General features: G+C 62.8%; 24 protein-coding genes. 5 read left to right on the forward strand and 19 right to left on the reverse strand.

Annotated features, from left to right (window positions below):
- The first annotated feature begins 14 nt into the window (after nucleotides 1-14).
- Nucleotides 15-935 carry a sugar kinase gene (locus ESZ53_RS09145; protein WP_129072544.1) on the forward strand — a complete coding sequence of 307 codons (921 nt, stop codon included), beginning with the start codon at nucleotides 15-17 and terminating at the stop codon, nucleotides 933-935.
- Between the two features lie 42 nt (nucleotides 936-977).
- Entirely contained in the window at nucleotides 978-1,595 is a 618-nt protein-coding gene (locus ESZ53_RS09150; protein ID WP_129072545.1) for a bifunctional 4-hydroxy-2-oxoglutarate aldolase/2-dehydro-3-deoxy-phosphogluconate aldolase, read from the forward strand.
- Nucleotides 1,596-1,647: 52 nt separating this feature from the next.
- Here ESZ53_RS09150 and ESZ53_RS09155 read toward each other — a convergent pair whose 3' ends face one another.
- From ESZ53_RS09155 to ESZ53_RS09230, 16 genes are all read right to left on the reverse strand, one after another.
- Complete coding sequence (locus tag ESZ53_RS09155) at nucleotides 1,648-2,412, reverse strand: SGNH/GDSL hydrolase family protein (RefSeq protein WP_129072546.1); 765 nt, start codon at nucleotides 2,410-2,412, stop codon at nucleotides 1,648-1,650.
- Between the two features lie 61 nt (nucleotides 2,413-2,473).
- Nucleotides 2,474-3,346: an SMP-30/gluconolactonase/LRE family protein gene (locus ESZ53_RS09160; protein ID WP_129072547.1), complete on the reverse strand. Its 873-nt coding sequence runs from the start codon at nucleotides 3,344-3,346 to the stop codon at nucleotides 2,474-2,476.
- Nucleotides 3,347-3,397: 51 nt separating this feature from the next.
- Nucleotides 3,398-4,042: a peroxiredoxin-like family protein gene (locus tag ESZ53_RS09165; protein WP_129072548.1), complete on the reverse strand. Its 645-nt coding sequence runs from the start codon at nucleotides 4,040-4,042 to the stop codon at nucleotides 3,398-3,400.
- Nucleotides 4,043-4,211: 169 nt separating this feature from the next.
- Nucleotides 4,212-5,528: an L-fuconate dehydratase gene (locus tag ESZ53_RS09170; protein WP_129072549.1), complete on the reverse strand. Its 1,317-nt coding sequence runs from the start codon at nucleotides 5,526-5,528 to the stop codon at nucleotides 4,212-4,214.
- 96 nt (nucleotides 5,529-5,624) lie between these two features.
- Nucleotides 5,625-5,948, reverse strand: coding sequence for an L-rhamnose mutarotase (locus ESZ53_RS09175; RefSeq protein ID WP_129072550.1), 324 nt, complete (start codon nucleotides 5,946-5,948; stop codon nucleotides 5,625-5,627).
- A 2-nt stretch (nucleotides 5,949-5,950) separates the two neighbouring features.
- The gene (locus ESZ53_RS09180; protein ID WP_129072551.1) at nucleotides 5,951-6,880 is read right to left on the reverse strand and encodes a carbohydrate ABC transporter permease; all 930 of its coding nucleotides are present in this window, start codon (nucleotides 6,878-6,880) and stop codon (nucleotides 5,951-5,953) included.
- Nucleotides 6,877-7,740 (reverse strand): carbohydrate ABC transporter permease, encoded by an 864-nt coding sequence (locus tag ESZ53_RS09185; RefSeq protein WP_246837276.1) that lies wholly within the window; start codon nucleotides 7,738-7,740, stop codon nucleotides 6,877-6,879. The genes ESZ53_RS09180 and ESZ53_RS09185 overlap by 4 nt, the downstream gene beginning before the upstream one ends.
- Nucleotides 7,741-7,949: 209 nt before the next feature.
- Nucleotides 7,950-8,804 carry a hypothetical protein gene (locus ESZ53_RS14490; protein WP_246837277.1) on the reverse strand — a complete coding sequence of 285 codons (855 nt, stop codon included), beginning with the start codon at nucleotides 8,802-8,804 and terminating at the stop codon, nucleotides 7,950-7,952.
- Nucleotides 8,805-9,438: 634 nt separating this feature from the next.
- The gene (locus ESZ53_RS09195) at nucleotides 9,439-10,305 is read right to left on the reverse strand and encodes an amidohydrolase (protein WP_129072553.1); all 867 of its coding nucleotides are present in this window, start codon (nucleotides 10,303-10,305) and stop codon (nucleotides 9,439-9,441) included.
- A 26-nt stretch (nucleotides 10,306-10,331) separates the two neighbouring features.
- Nucleotides 10,332-11,027 carry an RraA family protein gene (locus ESZ53_RS09200; protein ID WP_129072554.1) on the reverse strand — a complete coding sequence of 232 codons (696 nt, stop codon included), beginning with the start codon at nucleotides 11,025-11,027 and terminating at the stop codon, nucleotides 10,332-10,334.
- Nucleotides 11,014-12,183 carry a mandelate racemase/muconate lactonizing enzyme family protein gene (locus tag ESZ53_RS09205; protein ID WP_129072555.1) on the reverse strand — a complete coding sequence of 390 codons (1,170 nt, stop codon included), beginning with the start codon at nucleotides 12,181-12,183 and terminating at the stop codon, nucleotides 11,014-11,016. Before ESZ53_RS09205 ends, ESZ53_RS09200 begins: the two co-directional genes overlap by 14 nt.
- A gap of 111 nt (nucleotides 12,184-12,294) precedes the next feature.
- Nucleotides 12,295-13,266, reverse strand: coding sequence for an aldo/keto reductase (locus ESZ53_RS09210; protein ID WP_129072556.1), 972 nt, complete (start codon nucleotides 13,264-13,266; stop codon nucleotides 12,295-12,297).
- A 21-nt stretch (nucleotides 13,267-13,287) separates the two neighbouring features.
- The gene (locus ESZ53_RS09215) at nucleotides 13,288-14,301 is read right to left on the reverse strand and encodes a LacI family DNA-binding transcriptional regulator (protein ID WP_129072557.1); all 1,014 of its coding nucleotides are present in this window, start codon (nucleotides 14,299-14,301) and stop codon (nucleotides 13,288-13,290) included.
- Nucleotides 14,302-14,323: 22 nt separating this feature from the next.
- Nucleotides 14,324-14,794: a MaoC/PaaZ C-terminal domain-containing protein gene (locus ESZ53_RS09220; protein ID WP_129072558.1), complete on the reverse strand. Its 471-nt coding sequence runs from the start codon at nucleotides 14,792-14,794 to the stop codon at nucleotides 14,324-14,326.
- Complete coding sequence (locus ESZ53_RS09225) at nucleotides 14,779-15,912, reverse strand: extracellular solute-binding protein (RefSeq protein WP_129072559.1); 1,134 nt, start codon at nucleotides 15,910-15,912, stop codon at nucleotides 14,779-14,781. The genes ESZ53_RS09220 and ESZ53_RS09225 overlap by 16 nt, the downstream gene beginning before the upstream one ends.
- The gene (locus tag ESZ53_RS09230; protein WP_129072560.1) at nucleotides 15,909-17,192 is read right to left on the reverse strand and encodes a CaiB/BaiF CoA-transferase family protein; all 1,284 of its coding nucleotides are present in this window, start codon (nucleotides 17,190-17,192) and stop codon (nucleotides 15,909-15,911) included. Before ESZ53_RS09230 ends, ESZ53_RS09225 begins: the two co-directional genes overlap by 4 nt.
- Before the next feature lie 159 nt (nucleotides 17,193-17,351).
- On the opposite strand from ESZ53_RS09230, the gene ESZ53_RS09235 reads away from it, so the two are divergent.
- Nucleotides 17,352-18,374 (forward strand): zinc-binding dehydrogenase, encoded by a 1,023-nt coding sequence (locus tag ESZ53_RS09235; protein ID WP_129072561.1) that lies wholly within the window; start codon nucleotides 17,352-17,354, stop codon nucleotides 18,372-18,374.
- A gap of 23 nt (nucleotides 18,375-18,397) precedes the next feature.
- Nucleotides 18,398-19,156, forward strand: coding sequence for an SDR family oxidoreductase (locus ESZ53_RS09240; RefSeq protein WP_129072562.1), 759 nt, complete (start codon nucleotides 18,398-18,400; stop codon nucleotides 19,154-19,156).
- Between the two features lie 141 nt (nucleotides 19,157-19,297).
- Here the strand turns inward: ESZ53_RS09240 and ESZ53_RS09245 are convergent, their stop codons facing one another.
- Complete coding sequence (locus ESZ53_RS09245) at nucleotides 19,298-19,564, reverse strand: type II toxin-antitoxin system RelE/ParE family toxin (RefSeq protein ID WP_129072563.1); 267 nt, start codon at nucleotides 19,562-19,564, stop codon at nucleotides 19,298-19,300.
- Nucleotides 19,561-19,779, reverse strand: a complete 219-nt coding sequence (locus tag ESZ53_RS09250; protein ID WP_010204458.1) for a TraY domain-containing protein — start codon at nucleotides 19,777-19,779, stop codon at nucleotides 19,561-19,563. Before ESZ53_RS09250 ends, ESZ53_RS09245 begins: the two co-directional genes overlap by 4 nt.
- Before the next feature lie 142 nt (nucleotides 19,780-19,921).
- Between ESZ53_RS09250 and ESZ53_RS09255 the strand changes: the two genes are divergently transcribed.
- Nucleotides 19,922-20,197, forward strand: coding sequence for a hypothetical protein (locus tag ESZ53_RS09255; RefSeq protein ID WP_010204459.1), 276 nt, complete (start codon nucleotides 19,922-19,924; stop codon nucleotides 20,195-20,197).
- Nucleotides 20,198-20,287: 90 nt separating this feature from the next.
- Here the strand turns inward: ESZ53_RS09255 and ESZ53_RS09260 are convergent, their stop codons facing one another.
- Complete coding sequence (locus tag ESZ53_RS09260; protein ID WP_129072564.1) at nucleotides 20,288-20,770, reverse strand: MarR family winged helix-turn-helix transcriptional regulator; 483 nt, start codon at nucleotides 20,768-20,770, stop codon at nucleotides 20,288-20,290.
- Between the last annotated feature and the right edge of the window lie 62 nt (nucleotides 20,771-20,832).

Below are 20,832 nucleotides of genomic sequence, written 5' to 3' on the forward strand. Positions count from 1 at the left end.
CACAGATTGCTCACATGGTCGATAGTGGAGCTGTGGAACAGACCGCGCAGACGACGACGCAACCAGAGATCATCTCCATTGGCGAGACGATGGTGCTCATCACGCCCACCGTTGCCGAGCCTCTCGAAACAGCCGAGCTGTTCCGCCTTGAGACCGGTGGCGCTGAATCCAACTTGGCCGTGCACCTCTCCGCCCTCGGCCACCATGCGGCGTGGGTGAGCCACCTGGGAGCGGATGCTTTCGGTCGCCGCGTCGAACGCCAACTCCGCGAGCGCGGAGTCGACACGAGCCTCGTGAAGTTCAGCGACGACGCCCCCACCGGTTTCTACTTCAAAGATCCCGGTAACGGCGTGATCTACCACCGCGCTGGTTCTGCCGCGTCGGCGATGACCCCGAATGACCTCACGGATGTCCCCTTCGAGCAGGCAGCCCTCACCCACATTTCCGGCATCACCCCCTCGTTGTCGGTCAGCTGCAACGCCCTCATCGAGTCGGTAATCGACCGCGCGAAACACAGCACCACGACCCTCAGCTTCGACGTGAACTACCGCGCCGCGCTCTGGCCTGTGTCCGAAGCCGGCCCCACCCTTCTCGCTCTCGCCCAGCAGTGCGACATCGTGCTCGTGGGCCTCGATGAAGCCGAAGTGCTGTGGGGGACCACGACCCCGGATGCCGTGCGGGCCCTGCTGCCCGACCCCCGCATCCTCGTCATCAAAGACGGTGATGTCGGCGCCACCGAATTCAGCGGCGATGACCGCGTCTTCGTCCCCGCCCACAAGGTCGACGTCGTTGAAGCCGTCGGTGCTGGGGATGCCTTCGCGGCTGGCTACCTCTCCGGCTACCTTGCCGGCAGCACCGCCGAACAGCGCCTCAGCCTCGGCCACGATCGTGCGGCGCTCGTGTTGCAGTCCACGACCGACCTCCCCACTCTCTAGTTCCTCACCGCAACTCTCGATCGCTCCTGAAAGGCACTTCCCATGACTCAGATCTCTAACGCCTCGCTCGACCAGCTCTTCGACGGCCAGCCGCTCATGGCGATCCTGCGCGGCTTCGGCGTCGAGCGCAGTGTTGCTCTGGCGCGCACCGCGTGGGATCTCGGCATCGACTCCGTTGAGGTCCCCATTCAGACCGACGAAGACATCGCGGCACTGCGCGCGGTCGTCGCCGCGGGCAAGGAACTCGGCAAGTCCGTCGGCGCCGGAACCGTCGTCACCCTCGAGCACGTACGCCAAGCGGCGGATGCCGGAGCGGCGTTCACGGTGAGCCCCGGCTTCGACCTCGATGTCGTCCGAGCCTCGTTCGAGGCGGGCATGCCCCCGCTACCCGGCGTCGCGAGCGCGACCGAAGTTCAGACGGCACAAAGCGCTGGCCTCACCTGGGTGAAGGCTTTCCCCGCCTCCCTCTTGGGCACGAGCTGGTTTGGCGCCATGCGCGGCCCGTTCCCCACGATGCGGTTCGTCGCGACTGGCGGAATGGATGCCGGCAACGCCGGCGAATACCTCAACGCAGGCGCCAAGGTCGTTGCGGTCGGTTCGGCACTCGCCGATGAGACCCAGTTGCCGCGCCTGGCTGAACTGCTCGCGGCGCGCTCCTAGCGCGCTGCTTTCGGTCCCGACTCAGCCGCAGCTCACCTAAGCGAGCCGAGCACTAGCGCCCCGCGATCTCCACCGGCTGCAGGGTGGCACTCTTCGGTTCACGGTTGTCGCCCGAGGAGCGCCCCGTGAGACGGCGGCCGATCCACGGGAGCACGTACTCACGCCAGTAGGCCGCGGTGCGGGGGCGGGCGTCATCCGCTGGCCCCTCATCGGCGGCGAAGTCGGGCACCGGAATCTCAAGCGCCGACAACACGTTGCTCGCCACTCGGGCATGCCCGCGCGCATTAAGGTGCAGCTTGTCGACCGACCAGTACTGCAGTTTCGTAAGCTCTTGGTCGGCCCAGTTGTTGACGAAAGTCACGTTGTCCTTCGACGCCCGCGCCATGACTTCTCGCGCCAGGTTGTCGCCGCGCGTGGCCATCACCGAGCCGAACGGCAAGTGCTTGCTCGGGTTGCCACCGCTGAGCAAGAGAACGTGGATGCCGCTGGCCGTGGCCGTGTCGACGGCAGCGAGCAACTGGTCGGTGATCGATTCCAGCGAAACTTTGGGGCGCATGATGTCGTTTCCACCGCCGTTGAGGCTCATCAGCTGAGGCCGGAGGGCAACCGCCGCCTGCAACTGCTCCCCCGCGATGGGCGCCAGAAGGCGACCGCGAATCGCGAGGTTGGCGTAGGTGACCGGCTCGGGCGAGGCTAGTGCGAGCCCGAGAGCCACTTGGTCGGCCCAGCCGCGCACGCGACCATCCGGCAGCTCGTCTCCGACGCCTTCAGTGAAGCTGTCGCCGATGGCAACATAGCTGGAGAACTGGTGAGTCATGCGGTGTTACCTTCCGAAGGGCAATGTGATGCTCTCCACACTACGACGAGTGCCGCTGCGTTCAGTCAGAGACGCCATCACTCGGCAGCGCCATCCTGATCGAATAGAGACTCGTCGAGGCAGTGAGAAACAGTGTTGCCCCGTCGGTTCCGCCGAACGTGAAGTTCGCGCATCCCTCGGGCACGTCAATTCTTCCCAACCATGAGGCGGACGCGTCGAAGACGTGCACTCCGCCTGGCCCGGTGCAGTACACGTTGCCGCGGCTGTCGCACTTCAGCCCGTCGGGGGCGCCGTCGCCCTCACCCGCCACCGTCGCCCAGACTTCGCCTCCTGTTACGGCGTCAGGTTGCGATACATCGAAGCGCCGGATGTGGAATCGTTCGGTGTCACAGACGAGCAGCGCTCCGTCGGGGGTGAAGCAGAGGCCATTCGGTTGGTCAAAGTCGCTCGCGAGGAGACTCAGCCCCCCATCGGTGCCCAGCCGATAGAGGCCTCGGTAGTCCAGTTGGGTTTCGCGCGCAACCCCGTAGTACTCAAGGCGCCCGTACGACGGGTCCGTGAAATAGATCGCACCGTCGGCGCCGACAATCACATCGTTGGGGCTGTTCAATTCGAACCCCTCATAGTGCGATGCGATCGTAGCGATCGTGCCATCCGACTCTGTGCGCGTCACGCTGCTGGTGGCATGGTGGCAGCTAATCAGGCGTCCACTCGAATCGAACGTGTTGCCGTTCGCTTTGTCGCTGGGTGCCCGAAAGACGGCAACGCCGCTGTCGGGCGACCACGAATACATCACACTGGCGGGGATGTCGCTGAAAATAAGTCGATCGTTGTCGGCATCCCACGCGGGGCCTTCGAGAAACATATACCCCGTGAGGAGCCGCTCAAGTTCAGCGTTCGGGGCAACAATTCCGTGATCAACAAGCGAAGTCATCTATTCTCCTTGGGGCGTCGCGCATGAGCATAGCCGCACGACGCGAGAGAGCTAGATCGCCTTGATCGCCTCAACGACGTCGGCAGGCTCAGCGCGCAGTTTGTAGTCGGCATTCACGAAAGCGAAGCGGATGCTGCGGTCGGGCGCGATGACGTAGGTTGCGGGCAGCGGCAGTTGCCATCCGGCCGCACCGTTGGCCTTCACGAGGTCAAAGCCTGCCTTCTCGTAGTACACCTTGGTGCGGTCGTCGACGGGGTGGATCAGGCCGAAGCCGTTGATCGCTTCGAGATCACTATCAGAAAGCACCGGGAATTCAAGGTTGTGCTTCTCTTCGGTGGAGAGAGATTCGTCTGGCGTCTGCGGCGAGATGGCCACGAGAGTTGCGCCGGCTGCGCGGAATTCGGGCAGCAGTTCCTGCAGTGCCTTGAGTTCGAGGTTGCAGTAGGGGCACCAGGCTCCGCGGTAGAACGCGATCGCAACGGGGCCCTTCTCCAACAGTTCGCTCAATCGCACCGTGTTGCCTTCGGCATCCGCGAGAGCAAAGTCGGGGGCGGTATCGCCGACCTTCAATGCGTTGTTCACGATGCCCGCATTTTCGACTTCCGTCACCGAGTTCGTGAGTGTGGCGAGATCTTCGGCTGACTTGGTAGTGGCGGTGGCGTCGGCACGTTCTTTGAGCTGCTGAGTGAGATTCATGGCGCTCCAATGATCGAGGAAAGGTCGTCGCAGGGGTGAACCTGCTGCATCGCCACGTTATTCCGTGCGCCTGAGCACGAGCAGCGTGCCCCCGCCTCGAATCGGGCACGCGCCCTGGCCCCGATTATGAACCGGATGCTAGGCAGCGCAGCCCCGCACTCTCACGTCCCTACGACGCGACAGCCGCAGCGACACCCGCCCAGTAGCTGCCGGCGGGGAACGAGAACTCGGCAAGCGACGACTCGTGCATTTGCGCCGAGTAGCCGGGCGCCATCGGCACCCGGTAGGCGCCGTTTTCGACGATGCAGGGGTCAACGAAGTGTTCGTGCAGGTGGTCGACGAACTCGGTTACCCGGTTCTCTAGCGTGCCCGACACGGCGACGTAGTCGAAGATCGAGAGGTGCTGCACGAGTTCGCAGAGGCCAACGCCACCCGCGTGCGGGCACACCGGAACGCCAAACTTCTTGGCCATCAGGTACACGGCGATGATCTCGTTCGGGCCGGCGAGACGGGCGGAGTCGAGCTGGCAGAAATCGATGGCTTCAGCCTGGAACATCTGCTTGAAGAGCACCCGGTTCATGCCGTGCTCTCCCGTGGCGACACCAATCGGGGCAACGGCCTTGCGGATCGTGGCGTGGCCGAGCACGTCATCCGGGCTCGTTGGCTCTTCGATCCACAGCGGCTTGAACTCGGCGAGCGCCTTCACCCAGTCGATGGCCTCATCGACATCCCACACCTGGTTAGCGTCGATCATGAGCTTGGCGTCGTCACCGATCACTTCGCGGGCGATGCGGCAGCGGCGGATGTCTTCGTCGAGGTTCGCACCGACCTTCAGTTTGATGTGGCGGTAGCCAGCATCCACGGCCTCCTGGCAGAGACGACGAAGCTTCTCGTCGGAGTATCCCAACCAACCGGCACTCGTCGTGTAGCAAGGGTAGCCCGACTCGGTGAGCTCGGCGATGCGCTGCTCTTTGGTGGGAGCGAGCTCGCGCAGCATCGTGACGGCTTCCTCCTTAGTGAGGGCGTCGGTGAGGTACTGGAAGTCGGCAGTGTCGACAAGTTGCTCGGGGGTCATGTCGGTGAGTAGACGCCACAGCGGCTTGTTCGCCCGGCGAGCAGCTAGATCCCACACGGCGTTCATCACGGCAGCCATCGCCAGGTGCTCGACACCCTTTTCTGGCCCGAGCCAGCGCAGTTGCGAGTCAGACTTCAGCTCACGGTAGATACCGCCAAGGTCGCCAACGATCTCGTCAACATCCCGGCCCACGAGCGGTGCAGCGCGCTGCTCGGCAGCGAGCGCACAGATGTCGTTTCCTCGACCAATGGTGAAGGTGAAGCCGTAGCCCGCGACGCCCTTTTCGTCAGTGCGGAGTACAACATAGGCGGCCGAGTAGTCGCCATCCTTGTTCATGGCGTCTGAGCCGTCGGCGGTGAGCGACGTCGGAAAACGCACGTCATAGACGTCAACGCTGGTGATAGTAGTCATGCTGAAGAGTTCTCCTTGCTCAAAACCGGTAAAAGGTATGTGCGCTGGTGAGGCGCGTCTGGTGCGCTGCGATGCGCGGGCTGCGTAGTTAGCTAGTTAGTCAAGGTGGAAGACCTCGGGTAGTTCTTTCCACCACTCGCCCTCGGCCCGGTCATCCAGCGGCCGCTGCAGTGGTTCTTGCAGAGCCCACCAGCGCTGAGTCTCAGGGTCAGCCGCGATGGCCGCCTGATCGGCTTCATAGTCATCACCCGTGTACTCGAAGTACGAGAACAACAGGTCGCCGTGGCGATAGATCGAATAGTTGTGGATGTTGCTCGCCGCGAGCCGTTCGAGAACCGTTGGCCAGACGGCGGCATGGTACCGCTCGTACTCTTCGCGGTTCTCGGGAGGCATCCCGATCACTTGGGCTACTCGTTTCATTGTTATCCCTTCACCGCACCAACGGTTTGTCCACGGATGAGGAAGCGCTGCGCTGTGAGGAACACGATCAGCAGCGGGATCATCGAGAGGAATGTCGCGAGCGCGAGCTGCGGCATGTAGAGCTTCACGTCGAGGCCGGCTGCCACTGTGGCGTTGAACAGCGGGCTGGCACCGATGAGCTCCTGGATGCCAATCGAGATCGTCTTGTTTTCCTGGCTCGAGGTGAGCAGCGCCAGCGGGAGGAAGAAGTTCGTCCAGTTGGCCACGAAGGAGAAGAAGGCAACGAGGGCGATGACCTGCTTGGAAATGGGCAGTGCCACGTAGAAGAAGGTGGCGATCTCGCTGAGGCCGTCAATGCGGGCTGCTTCGACCAGCTCTTGCGGCATCGTCGTCATGAAGTGGATATAGACGAGGTAGGTGCCGAAGGGGAAGAAGCCCATGATGACCGCGACGGGCCACAGCTCGCCAACCGCACCGATCGCGTTCACTTCGAGGAACAGCGGGATGACGAGAACCGTGTTGGGCATCACCATCGCGAGCAGTGTTGCGAAGAGCATGACCTTGCGGCCACGGAATCGCAACCGTGCCAGAGCGTAGCCGGCCGGAAGGGCCGCGACGAGGGCGAGCACTCCACCGATGACGGCGACGACGAGCGAGTTGCCGACCCAGCGCGTGAAGAGACCTCCGTCACCAGGACCGAAGCCGTTGATCTGACTCCAGCTGAACACGACGTTGTCCCACGACATTCCCCCGAGACCGAGGAACCCGTCGGTGCCGGCCAACACGCCTTCTTGACTGCGGAAGGCCATGGCGATGAAGCCGATGATGGGCAGGATGAACGCGGCAGCGATGATCACCATGACGGTGATGCGGGCAATGCGACCTACGGTCCAGTGTTTGGCACCTACGACATTGGGAGCGCTGTTGCTCATCGCTTCTTCTCCTTCTCGTCGCCGAAGAGTCCGCTCTTCATCACGATGACGACTCCAATGCTCAGGGTGATCACGAGCAGGATGATTGATAGTGCGGCCGCGGCCGGGAAGTTTCGGTTAGTGAACGCAAAGGCGTAACCCAACTGGGTCGGCGCCCATTCACCGGCTATCGCTCCCGACGAGATCTGTCGCAGCAGGTACGGCTCAAGGAAGAGCTGAAAGCCGTAGGCCAGGTTCATGAGAGCCGTGTAGCCGATCCACGGGCGGATGAGCGGCAGCTTTATGTGCCAGGCGAGGTCCCAGGCGTTGGCGCCGTCAATCTTGGCGGCTTCGAAGATCTCATCGGGGATGCCGTTGAGGCCACCGTTGACGACGATGATCCATGTTCCGACGCCCTGGAAAAACAGCATTCCGGTGAGGATCATCGGCATGTTGCCGTCGGTGACGATTTCTTTGAGCGAGCCGAATCCTACTTCTTGCCAGAGCGGCGCGAGGGGCGACTGCGTGGGGTGGAGCAGGTAAACCCAGAGCACGAAGTTAGCGATTCCGCTCAACGCACCAGGGATGAAGTAGAAGAAGCGCATCGTGGCACCGAAGCGGCCGGGGCTGGCGTGAACCAGCAGGGCCAAACCGACGATGCCGATCATCATGAGCGGCAACCACACGATCATGACGGAGAAGATGTTGATGAACGTTCCGGAGAACCGATAGTCGGTGATTACCGTGATGAACGATTCAATACCGCCGAACCCGCTGGCCGGGTTGACGAGAGTTGGTGCTTTTTGCAGGGCGATCCAAAAGGCGTAGCCGATGGGGATTGCCGCTGCAACGAGAAAAAGCGCGAGGTACGGGGCGAGCAAGATCCAAGCGCCGCGTGATTCTGCGTGGCGTGTGCGATGACGCCGGGGTGTAGTGGATACACGGGGGCCGGAAGCCGGTGGCTCCGTGCGTTTCGTGGCTAGCGTTGAGCTGCTCATGTTGTCCTCGCCTGTGAGTTCGGGAGTGGAACAGAGTGTGGGGGTTTCAAGGATCTGAAACCCCCACACATGCTGTGCCTAGCTGGGTACTTCTATTCGGCGGTGACCGTGTAGCCGACCGAGTCGGCGCGGTTCACGAGTTCTGTACCGAAGGTGCTGAGTGCGTCGCTCATGGAGCCGTCAGCGATCAGCGTGGGGCTGACCGTTTCGGTCCACGCAGCACCGGTGTCGTAGAGCATGTACGAGTACGGTGCTACTGCTGCCGCTGCGTCCTTGAATGCTTGCTGCACTGCGGGAACGTCGGCGAAGTAGGCGTCATCCGCGAGCTTGTCGAGCCAAGCATCCTGGATCGGGCCATAACCGGGGAGACCGGTCGAAAGCTCGACCTGCCACGCCGGGTCAGTCGCAACGAAGGTTGCGAAGGTCAGCGTGTTCTCGAGCTGCTTTCCGGTGATGTGTGAGGAGACGCCCCAGAGGCCACCACCTTCGTTACCGGCGGTCGGGCTTGATTCGCCTTCCCAGGTCAACGGAGCGCTTGCGCTCATCTGTTCGGCCGGAATCTTCCAGGTGTCGCGGAAGAGGTAGTTACCCCACCAGACAGCACCCGGGCTCATGACCATGTTGACACCAGCTGCTGCGGCGTCACCATCGAAGATGCCCTGCGTGGTGAGTGCGCCACCCTCATACATCTGCGTGAGCAGTTCGTTGGCACGAACACAGTTCGGGTCATCGAGGTTGATGTGAACTTCCGACTCTGAGAGACGGTCATTCGTGGGGCAGTCTGCAGCCTGCAGGTAGCGGTTCACAGCGTAGGCGTCGCCGAGGAATCCGCTGATCTTGTCAGGGTGCTCGTCGGCGATCTGTACTGCGAGGTCGCCGTAGCCTTCCCACGTGGTGGGTAGCGTGTAGCCGTTCTCGTCGAAGAACGCCTTGTTGTACCAGAACACGTCGGGGCAGCATCGTTACGCAGGCAACGGATCTGACCATCGATGTCGCAGAACGAGAGCACTGCGGGGTCGTAACCATCGATGACATCGGGAAGCAGATCGGTGAGGTCGGCTGCGTAGTTGCTGGCTGCGCCAGTTGCCCACGCGATGTCGTCGTTGGAGGGGAAGAAGATGGCGTCAGGCCATCCGGATCCGGCGGAGTCGAAGTTAGCGAATGCCTGCTTGACCGTCTGGCCACCAACAGTGCCGTCGATCTGAACGACGTCGATTTCGATCTCGGGGTGAGCTTCTTGGAAAGCTTCGGCGGCGGGAACACGGGGCGGGTCAACCCATACCGTGATTTTTCCACCCGAGTCAGTCTGCTCGGGGGCGGCATCGCCACCACCTGCTGAACAGCCGGATAGAACGAGTGCAGCGGCGGAAATAATCGCCACTCCTGCACTGGCGGAAAGGAACCTCTTCGTCTTCATTGACACTCCTTGGTGAGGGTTACTACTGCTTCGTAGTGGAGAGCTGCGGGCCGCTGGAACGGCTCGGTTTCTCCGGTGCTCAAACGTTATACCAACCGTGGAAGTTGTGCAAACGTTTGATCAAAGGTTTTTCAACTGTTATCTAACGGTTCGCGCGCAGCGCTTCAGTAGCCAATGCGCGCGGGGTCGATGCGATAGAACTCCGCGGCGGTACGGCCAAGCAACTGCTCACGGTCCGCGGCATCCACACTGTCAAAGAGGGGCTGAAGGCCCTGCCAGACGCGCGTATAGCCGCCGGCGAGCACCGAAATGGGCCAGTCGCCGCCGTACATCAGGCGGGACGGGCCGAAAACCTCGAGGGCACGGTCGAAGAACGGCCGCACATACTCGGTCGTCCACTGCTGCGGGTCACCAGCCGCCGAATACAGGCCGCTGACCTTGGCGTAGACGTTGGGGTTTTCTGCCGCGGCCTCAATCGCTGACCACCAGGGCTCGCGCTCCTGGAGCCCGATCGGCGGCTTGGCCAAGTGGTCAATCACCATGCGCAATTCCGGATGCCGCCGCGACAGTTCCGGAATGATCGCCAAGTGTTCGGGCAGCACCGCGACCACGTCGAAGGTGAGCCCGGCGCGCTCCAGCACCGTGAGCCCCTCGTCGACGTTGGGTCGCAGCAACCACTCCGGATCTTCTTGATTGTGAATGAGAGTGCGCACCCCGACCATGCGGGTGTCGCCCTCCCACGCCTCAATCGTGCGCGCCGCCTGCTCGGGGCGGTCGAGGGGCGCGTAGCCCACGATCGCCGCGACCTCATGATTCGCGGCCGCGCACTCCGTCATCAAGCGCGTGTCATCGAAGTTATCGGCGGACTGCACTTGAACCGTGTAGTCGATGCCGGCATCCCGCAATTCGGGGCGGAGCTGATCGAAGGTCATCACCTGATTGATCGGTGCGAGTGATGCGTCGAGCCAGTCATAGTGAGCCCGGTTGGGATCCCAAATGTGCTGGTGAGCGTCGATGATCGGAAAAGCCACGGTTTGTCCCTTCGCAGGTGGCCAGTTTAGAGAATGCCGTGACGTTCCCACACCGTGCGCAGCGAGTCGCCGGCCAGCAGTTCTGCCAAGACCGTCGATTCGTTGGCCGCGCGGGTGCGGGCGCGAGTCAGCACCTCTTCTTCGTGCGCCTGCGGGATCACGACGGCACCGTCATCATCGGCCATCACAAGATCACCGGGCGCAATCAGCACCCCGGCCAACTCGACAACAACATCCGAGGCGATCACGCGCATCCGGGCACGGAAGTCGATCGGGCGACGCGAGCGCGAGAACGACGGAAAGCCGAGTTCGGCGATCTTGTCGGTGTCGCGCAGGTTGCCGTCGGTGATGACGCCGGAAGCTTTCGCGCCCAGGGCCGCCGCACTAAACAGCTCGCCCCAGAAACCGGAGTCGTTGCTGTTGTCGGTGGCGATGACAATCATCTGGCCAGCACCGATGCCGTCGATGAAGTCAATCGACTCCTTATACGGATCGTCGAGATCTGACTCGAGCGCCGGAGCGAACCGCACGGTGCGGGCACGCCCGAAGGCACGCGAACCGGGCGTGATCGGAGCGAAGCGCTGGTTGAGCACCTGGTTACGCAGCCCGGATTCGTCACACGAGTCGCTCAGAATCGCGGTCGTGAGGCGCTCATCGCCGGGCAGCGGCGTGAAACCAGCGTTGCCGGTTGCTGCGGATGCGGCGGCGTTAGCGGATGACATGTCCACCTCCGGGACTGAAGGGGAACTGCGCTTCGATTTCGGGAGTCAGCTGGATGCCGAGGCCGGGAGCCTTCGGAGCCACAATTCCGCCATCCTTGAAGTCGACCTCCTCCACCCGCATTGCTTCGCGCAACGGGTTGGGCAGGGTGCAGTACTCGAAGAGCTCCACGTATGGGTTCGCGAGCACGGTGTGCAGGTTGGCGGCGAACGTAACGCCGCTGCCCCACACGTGAGGCACGGTCTTCACGCCGGTGGCGTGAGCAAGCTCGGCGACCTGAGCAAAGGCCTTCGGGCCACCCACGAAGGTGACGTCGGGCTGAGCAACGTCGAGCGCGTTGGCGTCGAGCAGTTGCGCGAAGTCCCGCACGGTTCCGTTGGATTCGACCCCGGAGATCGGCACGTTCACGGCGGCACGCACGGCGGCGTAGCCCGCCACGTCATCCGCCTGGCACGGCTCTTCGTACCAGCGGGCACCGAGTTCGGCAGCCTTGTGGCCGACGCGAATTGCTTCGTCGACGGGCCACGGGTCAGAGGCACAGGCCTGCACGGCGTCGATGACGAACTGCACGCCCTCGGGCAGCAGCGCGGTCACGTGGTCGAGCAGCTTGATGGTGGTGTCGGGATCGGTCATGGCGCGGAACTTCACAGTGCCAAAGCCGGCTTCGATCTGAGCCGCGGCCCAGTCGGAAACCTCGCCAAACGTGGTGCCGAGGCCGCCACTGGCGTACGACTCGATCCAGTCGCGCTTGAGGCCACCGAGCACCTCATAGGCGGGCACGCCGAGTCGCTTGCCGACGGCATCCACGGCCGCGGTTTCGATTGCTCCGGCAACACCGTTGAGCATTCCGCCCCGTGCCCAGAAGGCGGTGTAGGCGCGCAGGTGGTCGGCGACTTCGAGGGGGTGAGCGAACTCGTGGTCGAGAACGTAGGGGCGGAACGCATCGACAATTCCGGGCACGGCGGCGGCGGCCATGATGCCCGCTCCCGCTTCCCCGACTCCGGTGGTTCCATCAGAGAGGGTTACCTCGACGAGGGCGGCATCCCACGACCAAATGGTGCCACCTACCCACGTGAGTTCTTCCCCGGGCTGGTACCGGTGCGAAAGCAACACTGCGCGCACGGCGGTAATGGTTAGGGCTGTGTCGGTGAGTCCCATGGAGGGGCGCCTCGTTTCTACTGGCGAGCGATAATGGTTACGGTAGCTGATCAAACGTTTGATCACAAGCGCGTGAGACCGCATCCGCGAAGGAGCGGTCGTCACGCGAAGTTAGAGCGCTGCGACCAACCCGGCAGCTTCGAGGTCGGCCCAGAGTCCCTCAGGCATCGCCGTTTCGTACCGCTCGATGTTTGAACGCACCTGGTCGCCACCGCGAGCGCCGACCACCACCGAGACGACTGCAGGATGCCGCAGCACGTAAGCGATAGCCGCTTCGGGCAGCGTGACACCGTGGGCTTCACACGCGTCGGCCACCCGATTGGCGTTCTCGAGAATTGCCGGCGGCACGGGTTCGTAGTCGAAAGTGGCGTCGGGGCTGGGGCGATTGCGCCCCAAGAGGCCGGAGTTGTAGACCCCGGCGACGACGACGCCGACGTTGCGCTCAAGTGCGAGGGGCATCAGGTCGGCGAGCGCCGAATCGTCGATGAGAGTGAAGCGTCCAGCACACATCACGAGGTCGACGTCGGCGCGACGGATCAGCTCAGCCAGATACGCGGAGCTGTTCATGCCGGCGCCCACCGCCTTCACGACGCCCTGCTCGCGAAGCTCGATGAGTGCGGCGATGCCCTCGGTGGAGGCCTGCTCAAAGTGGTCGTCGGGGTCGTGCATGTAGAGCACATCGAAGTGGTCAAGGCCGGTGCGCGTGAGAGATGCTTCGACCGAGCGGAGGATGCCGTCGCGACTGAAATCCCACTGTCGTTTGGTGACGGCGGGCACGGCGAAGCCCTGGTCATCCATCCGATCTTCTCCGCCGGGGTTGGGCACAAGAAGCTTGCCGACCTTGCTGGAGATTACGTATTCGTCGCGTGGGTGGGTGCGCAGTTGTTCGCCCAGGCGACGCTCGGAGAGCCCCAGCCCGTAGTGCGGAGCGGTGTCAAAGTAGCGAACGCCAGCATCCCAGGCCGCCGCCACGCCCTCTTCGACTTCGGCGTCGGTGGTTTCGCGATACAGGTTGCCGAGCTGGGCGGCACCGAGGCCGATTTCGGTCAGTTCAAGTCCACGCTGAGTTGATCTGGTCTTCACTAGTGGTTTCTCCAGGGAGTGTTAGCGCGCGGGTGGCGCAGTTGATTCGCGCACGATCAGCTCCGGTGCTGGATCGGCGATAACGCGGTCTTCGGCGGTGCCGGAGTTGATGTTGTCCCACAGGCTTGCCATGGCGGCGCGGCCCAGTTCGTAGAGCGGCAAGCGAACACAGGTGAGGGGCGGCCACGCAATTTCGGCTGTCCAGGTGTCGTGCATCGCGACGATCGACATGTCTTCGGGAACGCGGATGCCCAACCGTCGTGCCTCGGAAAGCACACCGTGCGCGGCGTTGATGTTCGCCACCACCACCGCGGTGGGAGGTGTCGAGAGCTCGGCCATGGCATCCAGAGCCTGAGCACCCTGCTTGGGGTAGTAACCAAAGTCGGTGACGAGCTCGGGCTCAACGGTGAGTTTCGCGGTCGCCATCGCTTCCATGAATCCGGCGAGACGACGCTGGCCCGACTCCGATGTCGGCACACCGCCGGCGTAGCCGATGCGGGTGTGACCGAGTTCAATGAGGTGCTCGGTCGCGAGGCGCATCCCTGCCTCATCTTCAACGCGAACGGAACCACCCTTGCCGGGGTTGATCGTGTTGATCGAGATCACGGGCAGACCGCTGTCGGTCACGGTGCGCAGATCATCACCACTCAAGTGGTCGCCGAACTGCACGAGAACACCGTCGACTCGGCCCTCGCCCATGAGGCGCGGGATGGACTCTTCGCCCTCGGGCAACCGTTCGGTGCTCGCGATCAGCACCATGTAATCCTTGGTGCGGGCTTCCTCTTCGACACCGCGCATGAGCTCGGCGAAGATGGCGTTCGTGACGCCGGGCACCACAAGTCCCACCGCGTGCGTACGCGATGACTTGAGCGCCCGCGCCGTGAAGTTGGGCCGGTAGTTGAGCTCTTTCGCGGCATCGTGAATGCGCTGCCGGGTTGCCACGCTCACCCGCACGCCCGGCTTTTCGCTCAGCACACGCGAGACCGCCGACACCGAGACTCCGGCGCGGGTTGCAACATCACTCAAGGTAGCCATGGTTGCCAGTGTATTCGGGCAACTACTCGCTGGTACGTCGATTGACCAAATACAGGTGGGTCAGCACCATCACGGTGTCACCATGTTGGTTGGTTACCGTCACCAGCTCGTGCAGGTAGCCCGCCTCCTCCGATCGCTTCGCATGCAACGACATCTCGTTGATCTCCGCCGTCACCCGAATGGTGTCGCCGATAAAGACGGGGCGGATGAAGCGGATGCGGTCATACCCATAACTCATGGCCTGCGGGTTGATGTCGCCGGCCGTCATTCCCACCGCGACGGAAAGGATGAGCGTGCCGTGGGCGATGCGCTGACCGGCCGGCTGCGTTGCCATCCATTCGGCATCCATGTGGTGCGGAAAGAAGTCGCCGGTCTGGCCAGCGTGCAGCACGATGTCGGCTTCGGTGATGGTGCGGCCGACGGTTTCGCGACGCTCCCCTACCTCGTGGTCTTCATACCAGCGGTCTTTCGTGAGCATCAGCGCACCAGCCATTCTGCGACGCCCGCATCGAGGCGTTCGCGTAGTTCAGCGATTGTGATTTCGCCCAGAAGGGCTGAGGTCACGAGCGGGGAGACCGCATTCTGCAGTTCGATGTAGGTCGCGAAGCGAGGGCGCATGTAGGCGCCTTCGAGCGTTGCGCGCGTGCCGGTGAAGAAGTCGAGGCTATCGGCGTTGGTGCGGGCGCTTTCCCACGCGACCGCATTGCCGGGCTGGCCGCCACCGTCGTAGTACGAGCTCTCTTGCACGTCGCCCGAGGCGAGCCAGAAGGCGTGCGCGATCGCGGCATCCATGACCTGGCTGCGCGACGAGACAGCGATTCCAGCGCCACCGAGCAGCGAACCGGCGAGGCCCCGCGTCGAGCTCGGGATGTCGATGTACTGAACGCGATTCAACCGGTAGCCGGCACGCGAATAGTTCGTGTAACCAAAGAGCAACGGCGAGTACGCGAAGGTGTCGCTCTCGGCGAGCACATCAGCGACCTGAATCGGGTTGAAGCCGGCGTTGTCAGCGGGCACCAAGCGGGCCAGGCGCGTGAGCAACTCCATCGAACGGGTCAGCACGTCTTCGGAGAGGAAAACACCGGGCGTCGCCATCGGGTCTTCGCCGAGTCCTGCGGCAATCGTGATGAGGCTCGAGTACGCATCAACCGGCTTGAACGGCCACAGCACCCGGCCCTCTTCGGCGAGCGCGATCACCTCGGGCCAGGTGCGCGGCGGTGCCTCGAGAAGGTCGGGGCGGTACGCGGCGACCTGCGCGGCAGCATCGAGCGCGAGGCCCCACTGCTGGCCGAGGTGTTGGTACGACTCGTGCGAACGGCCCACCGACTGCGTTGCCAGCGTGGCCAACTCAATGTCAAAGCCGCGCCCGTTCAGCGGAGTGAAGAGGTTGTCTTCCGCCGCAACCGGAATGTGCGGATGATCGATCACGAGCAGGTCGTACTGCTCAACCAGACTCTCCAGATCTTGGTCGGCAAAAGCCTGCAGTGAGCGGTACTCCCACTGCACCTCAACATCGGGAGCAACCGAGCGATACGCTTCAGCCGCCTTCACGACGCTGCCGTAGCCGCGCTCGTGTTCCCAGGTCATTCCGCGGATGACGGTCGGGCTCATGCGGAGGCCTCCTGGGTTGCGGTTGCGGAAGCTGTTGCGGTTGCGGCGGGAGCGGTGCCGGCAGCGCTGGCGGGAGCGGCACCGGCGGCAGCAGCAGCGCGCGACGGGAACTCGGCCCGCACGCTGTCGTTGTCTTCTCCGAGAGTCGGGGCCGCTTTAGTGCTCGTGAGAATTTGGCCGTCAACGCGGATGGGACTGCGGGTGGTCAGCAGGTCGTTGCCTCCACGGCTGACGGGCTGCGTCATCCGAATCGCTTCGAAGCCGCCCGAGGCCAGCAGTTCGTCGAGCGTGAGTACGGGAGCGCACCACACGTCGCCGGCATCGAGAATGTCGAGCCACTGCTGGGTGGTGCCGGTCGCGAAGTGCGCGGCAAGAACCTCTTCGACATACTCTTGGCGATCCCAGGCGAGCTGCGGGTCGAGCATGGCGCTGAGTTCTGCAATGCCGAGCAGGTCGCCCAGTTTCGGCAGCGGATTCATGGCCATCGCGATGTAACCATCAGTGGTGGGATAGGTGCCGTACGGCGCGGCGAGAAAAGCATGAGCCGAGTGTTCACCGTGGCGCTGCACCGTGATGCTGTCGTCGTTGAGCTTGGTGCTCAGCAGCTCGAACTGTAGATCGAGCATCGCTTCGAGCAGGCTGGTCTGCACGAGGCCGCCCTTGCCGGTGCGGAACTTGCGCACGAGAAGCGCGGTGACTCCCTGGGCGATGTGGCAGCTCATCAGGTGGTCGGCGATCGAGAGCCCGACCGGCACGGGGCCGTCGGTCTTCGAGCCGTTGAGCCACGGGATGCCCGACATCGACTGAGCGAGCAGGTCTTGCCCGGGGCGATCCTTCCACGGGCCCTCTTCGCCGTAGCCGGTCGCGCTGGCGTAGACGATGCCGGGGTTGATGGCGCGCACGGATTCAAAGTCGAGCCCGATGCGCTCCATTACGCCGGGGCGGAAATTCTGGATGATCACGTCGGCACGTTCGACGAGCTCTTTCACGTAGGCGAGGTCGTCGGCGACCTTGAGGTCAGCGGTGATCGACTCCTTGTTGCGGTTCATCGCGTGGAACGAAACAGTGTCGCCGTCGAACTCGCGACCGGCGAAAGCGAGGGTGCGACCGATGTCTCCCGTGCCGGGGCGTTCGATCTTGATGACGCGGGCACCGAGGTCGGCGAGACGCATCGCTGCGACCGGTCCGGCCAAGAATTGGCTGAAGTCCAGAACAAGGATTCCCTCGAGGGGGCGGTCCAGTGGCGCAGACTCCGTTGGTGCGCCGTGGTGGTCAGTCATTGCTGTTCAGCCTTCTGTAGATACTCGTGAACAATCGTTTGATCATGCTAGTATGACGCAGAAATAGGCGCAAGGGAAACAGTGCTTCAGACGGGCCGCATTCCGGCATCCGGCTCCCACTCGACCCGAGCGCACCACTAATCGCAAAGGAGCGCACCAGTGCTGAGCGTGAGTTATGTAGGCGAGCAACGCCTTGAGGTCAAAGAGTACGAACCGAAGCCTCCGGCCGCCGGTGAAGTTCAAATTGCGGTCGCCTACAACGGTCTGTGCGGCACCGATATGCACATCCTGCACGGCAATATGGATGCCCGCGTGCAGTTGCCTTTGACCTTTGGTCACGAGATGAGTGGCACCATTTCCGCTCTCGGCAACGGCGTTGACGGCTGGAACGTCGGCGACCACGTCACGGTCATGCCGCTCTGGTGGGACAACACCTGCCCCGCCTGCCTCGCCGGTAACCAGCACATCTGCCAGAACCTCGACTTCATCGGCATCGACTCCCCCGGCGCCCTGCAGGGCAAGTGGAACGTTCCCGCCGAAACGCTGGTTGCGTTGCCGCCCGAGCTGCGCCTCGATCACGCTGCGCTCGTCGAACCCACCGCTGTTGCCGTGCACGATGTTCGCCGTTCGGGCGTGAAGCCCGGCGACAAGGCCGTGATTATCGGTGGCGGCCCCATCGGTGTTCTCATCGCCTCCGTCGCGCGCGAGTTTGGCGCCGAAGTTGCCGTAATCGAAATCGATGCTGCCCGCCGTGCCCAGATCGACGCCCTCGGCTTCACGACCCTCAGCCCGCTCGAGGTCGACCAGGTCGCCTGGGTCAACGAGTGGACCGCGGATGCCGGTGCCGACGTGGTCTTCGAAGTTTCCGGTGCGGCGGCTGCTGTGCTCGGCGCCACCGACCTCGCGAAGGTGCGCGGAACCCTCGTGGTTGTCGCCATCCACCCCACGCCTCGCGAGATCAACCTGCAGCGCGTCTTCTGGCGCGAACTCACGATTATGGGAGCGCGCGTCTACCAGCGCACCGACTTCGAAAAGGCCATTGAACTGCTTGATGGCGGCGTCATCCCGGCCGATCTGCTCATCACGCGCATTGTGCCGCTCTCGCAGACGAGCGAAGCTTTCGCTGACCTTGCCGCCGGCAAAGCGATGAAGATTCTCGTGGATGTCGCGGGCCAAAAGTGAGCACGACAGAGAAAGGTAACCCCATGAACGGCATGTTTGACCTCACCGGAACCACCGCGGTCGTCACCGGCGCACGCCGTGGAATCGGCTTCGCCATGGCCGAGGCACTCGCCGCCGCCGGCGCGAACATCATTGGCGTCAGCGCCACGATCGAAGCTTCGGGCAGCGACATCGAGAAGGCGGTCACCTCGTATGGCCGCACTTTCGAGGGCATCGCGTGTGACTTCGCCGACCCGGATGCCGTCGCCGCGCTGGGCGAGACTCTCTCGACCCGCAACGTCGACATCCTCGTCAACAATGCCGGAACCATCGAGCGAGCCCCCGCCGTCGACCACCCCACCGAGCTGTGGGATCGGGTCATCCAGGTGAACCTGTCGAGCCAGTTCACGCTCACGCAGGCCATCGCCCGCTCGATGATTGAGCGCGGCCGCGGCAAAATCATCTTCACGGCATCGCTACTCAGCTTCCAGGGAGGCATCAACGTGCCCGGCTACACGGCAGCGAAGTCGGGCATCGCCGGCCTCACGAAGGCACTCTCGAATGAGTGGGCGGGCAAGGGCATCACCGTGAACGCGATCGCCCCCGGCTACATCGCGACCGACAACACCCAGGCCCTGCAAGACGACCCCGACCGCTCGAAGGCAATCCTCGACCGCATCCCCGCCGGTCGCTGGGGCGTCGGCAGCGACCTCGCGGGTGCCACCGTGTTCCTCGCCTCGCGCTCCTCCGACTACGTCTCGGGCGCCATCCTCAACGTGGATGGCGGCTGGCTCGGCCGCTAGTTCTCCCCCAGCAGACTGTTGGCATCCATCCTCGTCGGTGGGTGCCAACAGTTGTTTTTGGGTACGCCTAAAACGTGCGGTGATGCACCCCTCGCGCGACCGAACTCTTCGTCTAGGCGTCTTCGTAGAGTGCTTCTGTGTTCAGAGCTTGTTATAGATCTCGCGACGGTGTGCAACCTCAACGATGAGGATGAGAATCTGATCGTCGTCGATAGTTGTGAGGATGCGGTAGTCACCGACTCGGTAACGCCAGAACTCCTCGTTCACGAGCTTTTTGCCGAGCAACCGCGGGTTGTCGAGGCGCGCAAGTTTTTGTTCAAGAAAGCCACGGATGCGCTTCGCTGCCGTGGGATCAAGTTTTGTAACCTGCTTCGCTGCCTTCGGAGTGAATCTGATCGCGTAGCTCACGCAGGCCAGACCACGTCAGCAAGGTCGATCGCATCGTCATTGGACTGAGTGAATTCCTCTAGCGCATCTTTCGCCAGGAGGTAGTCTTCGTTCTCGTCCAGGTATTGCGTCAATGCCTCGGTCGCATAAAAAGTTTTCGACCGGCCAGTGCGCGCAGACAAGTTCTGCAGGCGATGCTCCGTCTCATCGTCAACGCGGAGATTGATTTGCGGCATGGAATCCTCCTCTGGATGCTATACAAATATAGCATTATCTAGTGCAATGAGTACCGCTTCAGCAGGTCACCGGCCGTTAATCGCAACGGCGTTCGCGTGGCTGCCGGGTCGAGCTCGCGCTTATCGAGCCTAGAATCGCGTAATGGATTCATTCGAAGTCGAGATTCGGGGTGAGTTGTTCCGAATCAGCGAGCGAATTCAACCGGGCGGAGCAATGAGTTACGACTTAAATTGGCTCAACGGTCCAGCCGGAGGAACGTACGGTTTCACTGTGGCTCGATCTTCTGCTCAGATCACCGCAAGCGAACTGGTCGCTGAAGCGCGTGGGTTTATTGAAGCTTTCTACGGACCCGGCGGCATCGGAGAGACAGACTTCCCGACCCACACACCGGCCAATGCGGAGCAGAACGACGGATAAGACTGCGACATCGATGTCCGGCTGCTCTGTCGACTCAACATCAGAAAGAGCAGAACTCCAGCTGACAATCACTTGAACTGGCGCGCCTCATCATGGCTGCCAGCTACCATCGGCGCGGATAGCTGAGGTGATTCGTAGGCTGATGTTGTGCAGCTGCCGGGTTTGCGTCGGCGTCAGGGTGTCGAAGACGAGGCGGCTCACGAGGTCGACGTGGCCGGGGGTTGCCTGTTCGACCTTCTCTCTGCCGCGATCAGTCAGGCTTGCAAGCGTGTATCTGCCATCGCCGGGGTCGGGAACGCGGCATACCCAATTTTTGGTCTCTAGCCGCGCAACCGCCCGCGAAAGCCGCGACAGCGAGCTGTTCGAATAGGTAGCGAGCGTACTCATCCGGAGGGTGCAGTCAGCAGCGTCCGAGAGCGCGAACATGATGCCGTATTCGAAGTGCGTGAGATCGGAGTCGCGCTGCATCTGGGAGTCGAGGGCGGCTGGCAGCCATTCGAGAAGCGTCGCCAACGCCGCCCAGGTCTCGAGCTTTTCATCGTCGAAAGCTGACGCAGGGCTGATATCTGTCATGGCTGAAGATTACCTGAAATCGAAGGAAGTCACCGCAATTTGACTTTACCGAGAAAGTCAAT

It is taken from the genome of Salinibacterium sp. UTAS2018, from assembly GCF_004118935.1.
Classification (GTDB): domain Bacteria; phylum Actinomycetota; class Actinomycetes; order Actinomycetales; family Microbacteriaceae; genus Rhodoglobus.